Below are 12801 nucleotides of genomic sequence, written 5' to 3' on the forward strand. Positions count from 1 at the left end.
CTGGTCATGGCCAGCCGGCGGCCCTTGCCTGTGGCACTGGCCCGGCAAGCCTTCAAGGTTAGCCAGCCCGGCGCGGAAACCGAAGACTTCGTTAGTCAGGTACTGCTTCCATTGGGCAGCCTCTTCCCGAAAACAGGCACCGGCGAAGAACAAACGATTCGCCCCTTCCACAAGAGCCTGCGCGACTGGCTGACCAACCCGGACGCGGCCGGTCAATACTACATCGACCCCGTGGCCGGGCATGAAACGCTGGGACGGCTGCTGTGGCAAGAGTTCGTCGCGAAACAAGACGCGCCGGAGACGCTCACAGAGTACGCCGTCACCGAGTTGCCCTACCACCTATTGGCACTGTCTGAAGAGCAGGAACTCGCCTTGGGGATCGACCGCTTCGCGTGGGAGAGAATGCGTGAAGCGGCCGGTCACATCGCAGACAATCTGCAAGAAAAAGTATGCTGGCCAGCAGCAACGACTTGGTTGCGGTGGGGGCTTCGGAGCGACGAGCGCTGGTTTGGTGCCGAGCATCTCAAGACGGTGACGACCCTCAATAATTTGGCGATGCTGCTTAAGGATCAAGGAGAACTGTCTACTGCCCGGCCGTTCTTGGAACGTGCGCTGGCGATTTATGAAAAAGTGCTTGGAGCCGAGCATCCCGAGACAGCGCTGATCGTCAATAATCTAGCCTTGCTGCTTAAGGATCAAGGTGAACTGTCGGGCGCCCGGTCGTTCCTTGAACGTGCGCTGGCGATAAATGAAAGATACTATGGCGTCGAGCATCCTAATACGGCGAGGAGCTTAGCCAATTTGGCGGCGCTGCTTCACGGGCAAAGGGACTTCTCCGGGGCTCAGGCGCTCTGTGAGCGCGCGCTGGCGATCCGCGAAAAAGTGCTTGGCAGCGAGCATCCGGAGACGGCGATTAGCCTCAATAATCTGGCGATGCTGCTTCAGGATCAAGGTGACCTGTCGGGCGCTCGACGGCTTCATGAGCGTGCGCTGGCGATCCGTGAAAAAATGTTTGGCGCCGAGCATCCCGACATGGCGACGAGTCTGAACAATATGGCGATGTTGCTTCAGGCGCAAGGCGATCTGTCGGGCGCCCGGCCGTTCTATGAACGCGCCCTGGCAATCCGTGAAAAAGTGCTTGGCGCCGAGCATCCCGATACAGCGAAAAGCCTCAGCAATCTGGCCTGGCTGCTTCTGGCGCACGGTGATTTGTCTGGGGCGCGGCCGCTCCTGGATCGAGCGCTGGCTGTTCATGAAAAAAGTCTGGGCGCTGAGCATCCTGATACATTGACGAGCCTGGATAATCTGGCGGTTCTGCTTCAGAAACAAGGCGACCTATCAGGTGCCCGGCGGCTTATTGCCCGTGCTGAGAAAATTCGTGGAGTAGGGCTTGGTGCAGGGCTTCCGCTTACGTTGGCAAGCCTGAAACACCTGTTGAAGCAGAATAAACCGAAACTGAAGCGGCAACGAGGTGGTAAACCCTCTGGATCAAGGGGGCGCCATAAGTAGCGTTACGCTTCAGGGTAACTTTTTCGTGCAATAGGGATGCATGGCATTTGCCATGCATCCCTACTTTCTTTAAAACAGAATCGCGAAACTCTATCGGGCAGCTCGACAATAAATCGGACACGCCCCGTGGGAGAGAAGATTCTGCGCACCCACGCCGCGAATGCGTTCGGCCAATGCCATATACCATTGTCGTATGTTGTGATGGGCTGCCGCAGGATTTCGGTCAAACTGCTATCCGTGCCGGAATGGGTTGCCATCCAAACCGATCACCGAGCAACACGATGAAATTGGGCTTTGGGGGCAATCGCTGACAGCGTCGAATTTCTTCCAGACAAATATCGATCGTCCTGTGTTGACGTGCAGCCTCTTTACTGATGCCCCAACGTAAATCGACAGCCTGGAACTCAAAGCCGGCACTCTCGCAATGCTGCTTTAACCCGCGGAAAACCTCTCGATGGAGGGCTTCCCTCTCTGCGAGAAAATCGTTGAACGTCGATGAAACGAAGATACGTATCGTCCGGGTGAATTTCCTGCGACAGATGCCTCAGAAAACTTTGCTATAAATACTATCGTCATACACTGGACGGTTGATATCAAAAATATCCATTTTTGACCGCCCAAGAGGCTTTTTTGCAGAAAGTTGAGGCAGAATCCCATAACTTTTTCGTTACTGTTTTTGAGAGAGAAAAAATGAGCCGGGAGTATGTGGGGATTGATACGCTAGCGAGCAAGCGAGTGACATATCGTACGCGAGGGCTTGAAGTGAACGTGGAATTCGCTCGGCAAACACAAACCGTCGCTACGCTTGAGGGGCCTGTTCGGTGTGAGGTTGGGGACGCGATCGTGACAGGTGTGCAGGGAGAGCGTTGGCCGGTGCCGGCACTGAACTTTCAGGAAAAATACGTACCCGTTGAAGGACAAGCGTTGGGGAGCGACGGGAGATACCGGAAGAAAATATTGCGGGTCCAAGCCATTCAACTCGTGGCGCCTCTCGATATCGAACTTTCCGGGAATCGTGGGGTTTTGCACGGCGCCGAAGGTGATTGGTGTGTTTGGTATGGTTCCGATGACATGGCAATTGTGAACCGAGACGTTTTCCTCAAGTCCTATGAACTCGACTCGGTGCCGGTGTATGTGGCATTGGCCAAGGATCTCTCGCCGACGGAACGTGAAAAGGCTTCGGAAGCACTTAGGGTGCTATCCGACTCTTTCCCGAAAACCAGCATCGCTGTGCTTGACGAGCGCACCTCGTCGCAATCGGAGATTCCTGTGTGGTTTCGCATTGTGAGTAAGCCACATCAGAAACCGCTCGGGCTACTCAAGGTCATTGAACTTCCGGCTCAATGTTTCATGGAACCATCCGTTTTCAAAGACGCTCTGGCGCGGATTCAAAAAGCAAATGGGATGGGGGTCGGTAGCTATTTCTTTTCGCGGGTGCGTAACTTCTTCTCTGGGTTATGTAAAACGAATAGTGGGCACGACTCGCTGGTGGCAATTGTCGCGGAGCAACTTGTCGAGGTGGATCGTTTCAATTCCGATCTGGCAAGCGATTCAAAACCGACTATCAACGAGTACTTTCTTAACAAACGCGACGCCGAACTTGAACCGGTTGGGTTGGCCCGCATTCAAGGTATCGGGGCCGTGGCCGATTATTTCGCCACCGATTACCAAAGCAAATGGCAACGTCTGGTTTTGGCAACGACCAAAGAGATCGCTGATGTGGAAGCGAAGGGAGTGTGTTGTGCGATCATCGGTGTTGCGAAATATCTGTTTCTCCGCCGAACGTTGGTGTCCTTCGGAGTTTGGGCGGCCCTAAGCCTGGCAGCCTTTTCAGAATTCTCAGGAGGCTGTAAAGCGGATGACTACTTTGCATTTCTTGGTTGCGCCAGCAAACACTGGGAGCCCTGGTTTGAGTTGGTATCGGCTGCAATCTATTTTTCTTCCCTAGCCGTTGCTTGGAAAAAATACGCCGAAGCCAAGATCCAGAAATGGGAAGCGCGCCATCAGGATTATCGCTTGCTTGCTGAGTCGTTGCGTGTGCTCTACGTTCGTTCTCTTCTCGGCCAGACTGCTTGCGTCGCTCGTGATTTGCCCCGTGCGGAACCGACAGCATCCGGTTGGGTGAAATTGGCCTTGCGCTCGATATTTCATGCTCAGCCGACGATGAGTGTGTCAAACAACGAGGCAGCGCGTATCGCCGGCGCCAAGACATGCTTTATTGATGATCAGCTGGACTATCATCGGGTCAATCTCATCGACCGCAGAGAGTCGGCCATCGCACTCATTTCTTGCGTGGGGCGTTGGGCTTTTTTGTTGTTCGCGCTGGCTTTGATAGCACTTTTCTTCTCTGTTCTCTACAAGTTTTTCACCGATTCGCATTCCATGCCCATTCACTGGGTGCTGTTTCTCCAGTTAACAGGAATTGCTGTTTGGGGAGCAATGCGCAAGGTGATTGATACATTTGCCTGGGAACAGGAAGTTCAGCGTGGCGAACTGGTTCGTGATGTTCTGTTAGATGCCAGCCAGGGAAACGATCCGGTAATGATCCGCTCTGCTGCGGATTTTTTCCTGAAGGATCTGGCTGCCTGGCATGCGCTGCATCGTAGCCGACCGATTGAAGCCGCGATCGGAGGGTGATTCGCCGTCAATTTCACCGCTATCAAAGATATAGCCCGAATGCGTTCTCTGCTGCCTGCGTATTGTCGCCAATGATCCTGGTAAAGCGGCCTACTTGCCCCCCGATGGCGTAGTAAAGCCGCGAAGGGCGTGTCACGCAGGCGGCAGGGGCTTCACCGGTGACGACCTGAATTCCGTAACGTTCGTAGAGGTGTCTGGCATAACGACAGCTTTCGTCGGAATTCTCGTCTGCGCATGCCATGCGCAACAGATCCCGGATTGTTCGTCCCCCATAGTCCCGATGCTGCAAGATTAAATTATGAGCGCTGGCACGCGCCGCATTGAGGGCTGCCGGATCCATTTTCTCAGGGTCGTAGGGCCGAGCAGTCCGGATGTCACGCAGTCGCTGACGCTCGTTCGCCCGCAGCGGCTGGTAATCAGCGAGTACTCTGGCCAGACTGAGCTGATGCTCGGCGCCCGGCGCGTACAGCGGTAACTCGTTGTAGACGTCGGCATAATCGACCAAGGGCTTGAGCACCGGATCGGCGCAACGACCGTGACGCCCGGTCCATCGCATATAGGCCAAGGGATGGGAAGAAAGGCCAACGATACGGATACGCTGATTTCTCTCTGCCTGCTCGCACTCCTGTTGCGCCTGGGCTTCGGCAAGTTCATAAAGATCAATCCTCCAGTTCTCGTCCGCGCCGGCCGGTTTGGGATATTGCCCCATGATTTGGCGAATCAGCGTATAGCGATCCGGCATGAAGCGGATACCGAGGCAACGCAACCAGAAGGCATGCGGATACTTGGCGGATTCGTTTAGCATCGGGAACGCCAACAGCGCGTCTCGCACAGGCATGCCGAGACGCGGTACCTGGACGGCCATGATCGCATCGTGGGCAGCGCGCACAAAGTCAGCCTGCGCCTCGGGCGACAGGTTGGTAAGGACTGTAATCGTCGGGAGGCGTCGTGCAGAACGCCTGCCGATCTCCGACGCGGGAATGGATTGCTTAGGGGGAACGATCGTCAGCATGACTCGAAATAGTGAGATCAGATGTATCGCTACGGCACGGGCGCCCAGAACAACAGTGTCGGCGCGGCCAGCACGAGTGCAGCGAGGCAGTACGGTCGGATAGACCAGGCGGCAATGCGAAAATCGGAGGTCGATGGCAAACCGGAAAATATGCAGATCGCGCTCAGCCAACCGACCAGCGCCCAGCGCAGATACGCGCCGCCGGAAAACGCCGGCAGCATCAGATGCAGAAAACACCAGACGCCGGCGGCCATGAGCAGGAGCGGCGCAAGCGCCACCGGTGCAGCATTCCACTTGCTCAGACGGGCAAAACGCACATAACCCAGAATGTTCTGATGCGGCTGTATTCGCATTGATTCGGGCTGCGCACCGAGCACATAGCCGATACCGGCGTGCAAGGTCTCGTGCGCGACGGTACCGATCGCAGCGAACCACGCCAAACGGCTGTGCGAACGGCGCAGGCGACGGACCAGATATTCCCAGGCCAGTATCAGCGCGATGGACGAGAAGTGGTCGAGGCGATACGCAAGGTAGTCTATCAGCATGATATTCGTTGAGTTGATTGGCGTTTCCGGATCATCATGAGCGCGATAATTGTGGCCAGAGCGCATGGCGCCCTGGCCGCAGAAGTCTCAGCGATTTGGCCAGTTTTCGGCCAGCGCAAACATCTCGGCGTAGCCCAGGAGCATGTTCCGGAAAGCTTCCCGGTTGCCGCGATCACGAGCGATACGGAACCAGTGATCGGCTTCCGAAAGGTCCTTGCGAACGCCAAGCCCATCACGGAATATCAAGCCGAGATTGTTGGCCGCCGAAGCGCTGCCACGCTCCGCCGCCGCACGGAACCAGCGCATTGCTTCGGCATAGTCGCGGGCGACGCCCAGTCCGTCGCGATACATCACGCCGATATTTCCAGCGGCCAGCGCGCTGCCATGCTCGTTGGCGACACGGTATAAGCGCAACGCCTCGGTATAGTCACGGTCTACGCCCAATCCTTCCTGATAGCAGATGCCGAGATTGTTGGTGGCGAGCACATTGCCACGATCCGTCGCTGCCTTGTACCAGGCGAAGGCCTCGGAAAATCGCGCGCTGCTCCTTTCAATGTCGCTTGCCAATTCCTGCGGCAGGGCGTTCGGTATGCTGTTGTCACCGGTGACGATCATGGCGAGTCGCCGGATGTTTTCCGAGCCGCGGTTTTCCGGTGCTGAGATGCCGTATTCGCCGGGAATGATTCGGCAAGCCGATGCATGCACGATCGTCCAGATACCGATGGCGGCGCTAATGAACATGAAAATCGACAAAGACATGCACGTGCGGTTCTTCAGAAAGTCGACCAGCATTAATAGTTCTCCTCTGTTGTTGTGATGAAAATGCCCGGGTGGTGCTTCTTTGTTTTGTCGGGCAATAAGGACACAACGGGGAGAGCCGCGTCATTTTTCAACAGAATCGATAAATTTTTTCTGCGTGCGCTTGCAGCTCGCTGGCCTACGTATGGCAAGGGGCTCGGCGATCTTGCAGTTACGCGGATTCCGCTGGCACTTCCTTCGACGTGGGTACGGTATGGTTTTCTCCGATTCAGCCATGCCGAGCGGGACCCGACACTATAGGGCTGGCATCGGACGGCCGCGCCAGTCCATGGCAGCGCGATGACGAAATCTCAGACGGGAAAGACGCTCGGAACGCCGTCGCCCGGCAGACATCCGTGGATGACGAGCGCATCGGCGCAGCCGAGATGCGAATCCTGTTGCTGCTGGCCGAAAAGCCAATCCGCCAGCGAAGTCGGCGCCGCGCCGAGCCAGTGCGCCATCAGCGGCGCCATGTGGGCGGCAGACAGAGGGCCGCTGGCGGATACGACGCAGCACGCACCTCTCGAGAGACAGGCGTCGACCAATCCGTCGAGCCCCCCGGCCAGTGCCTCACAGGCCAGGAGCCAGACCAAGGCCGGCAATTTTTCCGGAGGCTCCCATCCCCATGGCGTCCCGGTTTCGGTGAGCAAGGTCGAGGGGGCGGCAGCACCGTGCGCGACAATAAACAATTCCCGGTAAGCGCTAAGATCGGGCGTGCCTGCGAGCCAGTCATCGACCGTATCGCCGCGGCGGGCATCGACACGCGATGCGGCTATCAACGGTTGCACCGAGGCGATGAAGCGGTTGTCTGGCCAGCGATCGAGCAGCAGGCTGCGTCCATGACGAAGCGATAACGGAGCGGCGACGTAGCGGCGAATGATTTGAGCATGTTTGCCGAGCTCGCTCCCGTTACAGGCCATGCGCTCCCAATTCAATTTTTGCCATTCGGGTGGCAGGCAATCGTCGAGAAGAATGCGCGCACCGACACCGCTACTGACGATTTCGAGCATCTCGTCGGCAAGCCACGCAGGCAGGACCCCATCGGGCAATTCGCTGACGGTAACGCGTCGCCCGTTCAGGCGCATCGCTTGCTCGCCGTCCCGATCGATGTGCAGTGTCCGCAAGGATTTCAGCGACGTCTGATGTGCCATATCAGCGGCGCGTGATAGCCGATAGCGATGGTCACTGCCATCGTTTCGTCATCCGTCAGGGTAAGCGCAGCCTCATCCTCCGGACCGGAGAGTTTCTCGGTTTCCAGCAAAAGATCCTGCTGATAGAGAGCAATCATGGCCGTGTCGTTGCGGAGAAGCCGCACACGCAATTCCACCGCCTTATCGGCGACCGGTAGCAATGCAACTTCGAAGAGTTCGTCAATGCGCCAGGCGCGCATTTCGCTCTCGTCGCCCATGGCGTCGGGCAACCAGCGGACCGGCTCCAGCGACTTCCCGAGTTCATGCACGAAGCGTTCGATTGAAGCGACCAAGCCGGCTAACAAGGGTTGCTGCCGCGCGCTTTGTGCTTCACGCGAGAGCGCCGTAATCATCTTGCGATACATCGCCCGATAGACAGTGCGCGGATCCTTCGCTGCGACCGGCGTCCCGGTCAGTGCCCAGCAGTGGTCTCCGACCGGGCGCAACGCGATGTGCCCAGGCCTCGGCGACGCGGTTGCCGGGCACCGCTCGACGGCATCGGCAGCGAGAAGACGTGCGGCGCTAAGGCTTTCGATCGACAAGCGCCCCATCGGGATGGCTTCGACGGGTATTCTGAGTTCGATCGCATTCCATGCTTGTATCATCGCCGCAGCGGGGTCGAGGCCCTCTTCGGCCGGCACGACGAGATCATGCCATCCGGCATAATCGGCTTCTCCCGCCACCACCCATGCATGCCATGTGCCGTGCCGGTAGTCTTCCCTGTCCAGTGCCAACAAGACGGGAACCGCCGGACGCCTGTCCGGTGGAAAAGCAGACGGCGGTACTGAAACGAGTTGCCCAGGCTGCAACGCATTGCCTTGGGGACGTTGTTGGCTGGCGACACGTTGCTCGATCAGTGCGGCAATATGCGGCGGAAGGTCGATGTCATCGAACGGGAGCAATTCGACGAAGGGCGTGTCGTCGATAACGTCGTCGCTGGCGTGCAGTTGCCGTGCTATCGACGCCAGGGAAGGCCACACGTTGCGCGTCATGCCGCGTTCTCCTCGGTAGCGACGGCCAGGCAGAGGACTTTCAGCGCTGCCGCGTACAGTGCAAGGTGCGCGGGATCGAAATGCCCTTCCGTCAGCGACGAGAGCCAGTTGCCCAGCATTGTCTCTGAATATGTCGCGGGCACATCCTTCTTTTTCCGCGTAATGCCAAGCTGCGCTGCCCGCGGATGATAGGAGGCGATGCGATGCCGTTTTGCCAGGTGACACAACGGTTCCGACTCTTCGTCGTCCGGGCAGAAATTATGCGTCAGGTACAGGTCAACCCATTGCTCCTGCCGTTTCAGGAAAGTCAGCGCTGAGGCAAACACATCCTCAATTGTCAGATGAAATTCGCGAAGGACCTTCTCCGGCGTATCGGCGCTGGCTTCGTCCAATTTATCCTTGTCCGCATACGCCTCGACAAATGCGTCGGGATCGATGTCTTCGTTGCCACCGGTCAGTTCGGATACCGGTATTTCGTGAAGGCGCGTCTTGCGCGCACGAAGTTCATCCGTGACGTAGTTGCGAAAGAAAGCGATCAATGCACCGGCATGATGACATGGCGCTGTGCTGCCATTGATTGCCCGCTGCATGACGACTTGGGTAAAGAAGCCCTGAATCAGATCGTCTTTCTCGTCGGCAAGCGGAATCAGTTCCTTGAAACTGGCCGAGCGAAGGATACATACCGTCAAGCGATACAACTCCTCCCATTCGGTGCGGGAGAGCGTTTGACGATGCCGCCAAAGCTCCGTCAGGCGTTCGTCGTATCGTCTGAGAGGTGGCTGCACTTCAATGGAGGTCATGTCTTTGTGCAAGATATTGAATCCGGATTGAGCCGGTTTCCCGGACGGCGTCGTCAGCGTCGCTCCATCAATAGTCCGACGTGCCGAAGGTATTGCCGGCGACATCGAAGCAGCTATTGTCGATCATCGGATAGCCGTTGGCCGGGTTGACACTGGGATGCGTGTCGAAATCATCAGAATCGTAGGACTGGGATGTTCCATAGGCATTTCCGCCAACGTCGATGTTCGTGTCGGCAATCATCGGGTAACCGTTGGCTGGATTGATTTGCGGTAGCGGTGCGGAATACTGGAAGGACGTGTCGTCGTCATCCTGAGACGCGCTGTACGCATGCGAGGCCACCGCAGTGCCGGTCACCGCAAGGGCGGCCGTCGCGGCGCCGTACGAAGGAGCACTGGCGATCGGACGCTTGAGCGGCGGCCGGTTTGTGTCATTGTCATCGCGAGTCGTGACGTTGTCCGATTCTTCATTCTTGCCGAAGAAAATCGCCAGCAGCGCGAGCATGACGAGCACACAGATGATCGCGGCGGCGGTGCCGATCAACTGGGAACGACTCCGCTCGGCCGCTTCCTTCTCGGCGCGCTGCTTCCTGGCGAGCGCGATGGCGTTGGCAAGCTCCTTGGTAATGTAGTGAAGCGTCAGCGTGGCGTCCTTGTCAGCACCGCCGATAATGCTCAGTTGGCCATTGCCCTTGTAATACACGCTGTTCGACACGGACTTCGGGTCGATGCCGCGAATCGCTGCGTCAAACACCTTGCGGACTGGCGCGGACGGACCTCTGACGGCGATCAGCACCAGGCGCTCATCTGCGCCGTAACCGAAAACAGCCGAGGCCGTTGACTTCTCGATGCGCAATTCCTCGACGCCGAGGAGCTTCGCACCGGACTCACTATCGGTGCCGGCGTCCTTCGGCTTCCCCCGCGCGGCCAGGCTTTTCTTCCCTTGGGCATAGGTCGAGACACCCAGTTCCTGTCCGGCGAAGACGAAGTTGGCAGGGGGCGCTTTCGCCTGTCGTGCCGGGGTCGCATGAGACGATGAAACGAGCATCAGCATGCACAGACAGAGCACGGCATAGAAGGTACGTATGCAGATGTTCATATTCTGATCGCCAATGCTTCCGAGGCAATTTTGTTTTACGAGTTATGGCTTCATCAGGGGACCTGCGAGATCGCCTGTCGTCTAGGTGGTGGCTCTGATCCAGTGACGGAGTCGCTCGCGAATATTATGGAGTTCCTTGCCGTTGATCAGCGCCAACCCCTGCAATGTCGCCCGGCTGACTTCATCGGCCGTCGCGACGCTGAGCGAAATAAGCATGGCGTGCGCATGCAATCCGCCCAATTGCGAGACGCTGTCGAGCTTGAACAGCACGTCCATGCCGACGCCGCCTCCCTGGCCTTTCTGCACGACGGTCTTGCACTCGACCAGGAACAGCTGGTTGTTAACCAGCATTGCGAGGTCATATTCGTTGCGGACGGTTTCGTTGGAGACGATCTTGACGCCGCTGGCAGCGTCGTGGATGTCGAACTCGTCCCGCAGTTGCGCGACCTGATACAGCAACCAGACTTCAAGCCAGCCGCCGCAGAGGAAGAAGCGCGTTTCGGCGTCGCCGAAATCGATCCGGTCGTCGCTGGTGCGGCAGGCAATCGCACAGCGACTGATGAAATCCTTGAGTTCCTTCTGTTCGACGGGGATGTGCAAACGGCTGACGAAGTTCTTGTCCATTCCGGCGCCCAGGCGATTGAGCGTATGGATTGCTTCCGGTTGACGGATGGCGATGTCCATCAGCTCGCAAGACAGTTTTTCGAGTTTGCTGTCGCGATTGCCAAGACGATATTTGCATTCGACCAGCTCGATGCCATAGAGGCCGAAGTAGCGCTCCAGGTCGAGCGTATCGGCAATGCTGGCGTCTTCGGCCGGTTGCGCCGATGGCGGCGGCGTGAGCCAGAGGAGTCGGTCTTCCTCCGGGTGGATGACGAACGAGGCAACATTGTGTCGGAGCGCAACTTGCTGCGCGATGGCTGCCTGTAGCGGTGTTGCTGCAGAGAGATTGATCAGGCAGGGGGCCGGCGACAAGGATATGACGCTGCTCAGGCGCTCGTGCACGGCCTGGACATCCCATTCGGGTCGAATTGGCAGCGTATTGACGGGAAGCTTCGCATGGCGGATTTCTTCGGCGACATGGGTTGCATCCCGACGCTTCTCATCTTCGCAGAACAGGGTGACCTGGCTGATCCTGAACTGCGGGTCGAGCGCCGGTGTCACGATCTCTGGGCGAATGTCGTCAACAAACGATATCAAGTGCATTGGGATATTGGAATGGCACAAAAATGGCGACAATTGTAGCGAATCCATTGCCCACAAAGCATCGTCCGGAATGACTTTTTGATGCGGTGTGACTGGCATGTGTGCTGTATTTCCAACAGTTTCTTTAGCTTCGAAAAATGGGGGCGTGACGTGGTCCCAAGGTCGGTTGGCATGATGTTGTCGGAAGGTGTCAATACAAAGCTACAGACAAAGATGGCGATTTGAACTGACACGGGGGTTGATCATGGCACACGAGAAAATTGAGGCCACCGATGCCATCAGGGCGTGTCTTGGGCTAAACGAAAACCGGAAGGTGCTGATTGAGGTTGTCGCGATGAAGGATGGCAAGTGCCGAATGACAGACGATTCAGTACAAACGCTCGACGTTTGCGAAATTATCTGCCAGATGCGCGCGCGGGCCTTGGGCGCCTCTGGAATCTCAGGTTGCGCTGCGTCGGGAACGGGTGGGTCTGCATCCGGAAACCGATAGGAGGGTGAAACTACAAGAAGGGCGGATAGGCTATGTAGTCGAGAATGGAAGTCCGGATACGGTGATTGTCGAATTTAAGGATGAGCAATCCGGTGAGGCATTCGCTATCGTGAGCGTGAATGTGCATGATTTGCTGTCGCTCAAGCGCGGGTAGCGTGTGGCCGTTCTCTGTAGGGGGGCTTCGTGTTTTTTCGGGGAGAAATATTGCATTTCTTGCGTTAGAACTTGAAGAAATTCCGTGTTCTTTCTGTAAACGTCGGGTTTGCCGATTCAATTACTCATCTCGAGTTGAGAATGGTCTCGAACCAATGACAGTGTTCGCGCCGATCTTGATATGACAAAAGTTGGCGATTAAAATCGGGGGCAATCAGGCAGGAGTGCGTCCTTCAATTCAAGGAGCGCATATAGTCAGCTCCTATCCCAGTGGGAGTTTGCCGAGTAGATTGGGAACAGCCGACACTTGGTCGGCTGTTTGTTTTTTTGATCACGTAGTTGTCGCTTCTGGTTCTGATCGTGAACGGGACCG

12 protein-coding genes are annotated in these 12801 nt (G+C 57.0%); 3 read left to right on the forward strand and 9 right to left on the reverse strand.

Going from position 1 to position 12801, the window contains the following annotated elements:
- Window positions 1–1509 (forward strand): tetratricopeptide repeat protein (locus BLR25_RS19940; RefSeq protein ID WP_143009942.1); only part of this gene is annotated, 1509 nt, incomplete at its 5' end.
- Between the two features lie 223 nt (window positions 1510–1732).
- Here BLR25_RS19940 and BLR25_RS22015 read toward each other — a convergent pair.
- On the reverse strand, window positions 1733–2050 hold the full coding sequence (locus BLR25_RS22015) for a DUF4062 domain-containing protein (protein WP_091940428.1): 318 nt from the start codon (window positions 2048–2050) through the stop codon (window positions 1733–1735).
- Window positions 2051–2139: 89 nt separating this feature from the next.
- Between BLR25_RS22015 and BLR25_RS19950 the strand changes: the two genes are divergently transcribed.
- On the forward strand, window positions 2140–4146 hold the full coding sequence (locus BLR25_RS19950; RefSeq protein WP_218122829.1) for a PGDYG domain-containing protein: 2007 nt from the start codon (window positions 2140–2142) through the stop codon (window positions 4144–4146).
- Between the two features lie 22 nt (window positions 4147–4168).
- On the opposite strand, the gene BLR25_RS19955 is transcribed toward BLR25_RS19950, so the two are convergent.
- From BLR25_RS19955 to BLR25_RS19990, 8 genes are all read right to left on the reverse strand, one after another.
- Window positions 4169–5158, reverse strand: coding sequence for a hypothetical protein (locus tag BLR25_RS19955; protein WP_091940432.1), 990 nt, complete (start codon window positions 5156–5158; stop codon window positions 4169–4171).
- A 29-nt stretch (window positions 5159–5187) separates the two neighbouring features.
- Window positions 5188–5703: a hypothetical protein gene (locus tag BLR25_RS19960; RefSeq protein ID WP_143009943.1), complete on the reverse strand. Its 516-nt coding sequence runs from the start codon at window positions 5701–5703 to the stop codon at window positions 5188–5190.
- A gap of 87 nt (window positions 5704–5790) precedes the next feature.
- Entirely contained in the window at window positions 5791–6495 is a 705-nt protein-coding gene (locus BLR25_RS19965; protein WP_091940436.1) for a tetratricopeptide repeat protein, read from the reverse strand.
- 317 nt (window positions 6496–6812) lie between these two features.
- Window positions 6813–7652: a hypothetical protein gene (locus tag BLR25_RS19970; protein ID WP_091940438.1), complete on the reverse strand. Its 840-nt coding sequence runs from the start codon at window positions 7650–7652 to the stop codon at window positions 6813–6815.
- Window positions 7631–8683, reverse strand: coding sequence for a hypothetical protein (locus BLR25_RS19975; RefSeq protein WP_091940440.1), 1053 nt, complete (start codon window positions 8681–8683; stop codon window positions 7631–7633). The genes BLR25_RS19970 and BLR25_RS19975 overlap by 22 nt, the downstream gene beginning before the upstream one ends.
- Entirely contained in the window at window positions 8680–9483 is an 804-nt protein-coding gene (locus BLR25_RS19980) for a hypothetical protein (protein ID WP_091940442.1), read from the reverse strand. The genes BLR25_RS19975 and BLR25_RS19980 overlap by 4 nt, the downstream gene beginning before the upstream one ends.
- A 67-nt stretch (window positions 9484–9550) precedes the next feature.
- Entirely contained in the window at window positions 9551–10579 is a 1029-nt protein-coding gene (locus tag BLR25_RS19985; protein ID WP_091940444.1) for a hypothetical protein, read from the reverse strand.
- Between the two features lie 81 nt (window positions 10580–10660).
- A complete protein-coding gene (locus tag BLR25_RS19990) occupies window positions 10661–11743 on the reverse strand; it encodes a Card1-like endonuclease domain-containing protein (protein ID WP_176785995.1) in 1083 nt (360 codons plus the stop codon).
- Between the two features lie 536 nt (window positions 11744–12279).
- Between BLR25_RS19990 and BLR25_RS21450 the strand changes: the two genes are divergently transcribed.
- The gene (locus tag BLR25_RS21450; protein ID WP_176785996.1) at window positions 12280–12429 is read left to right on the forward strand and encodes a hypothetical protein; all 150 of its coding nucleotides are present in this window, start codon (window positions 12280–12282) and stop codon (window positions 12427–12429) included.
- Window positions 12430–12801 lie beyond the last annotated feature (372 nt).

Origin of the sequence: Propionivibrio dicarboxylicus (assembly GCF_900099695.1) — a bacterium.
Taxonomy (GTDB): Bacteria; Pseudomonadota; Gammaproteobacteria; order Burkholderiales; family Rhodocyclaceae; genus Propionivibrio; species Propionivibrio dicarboxylicus.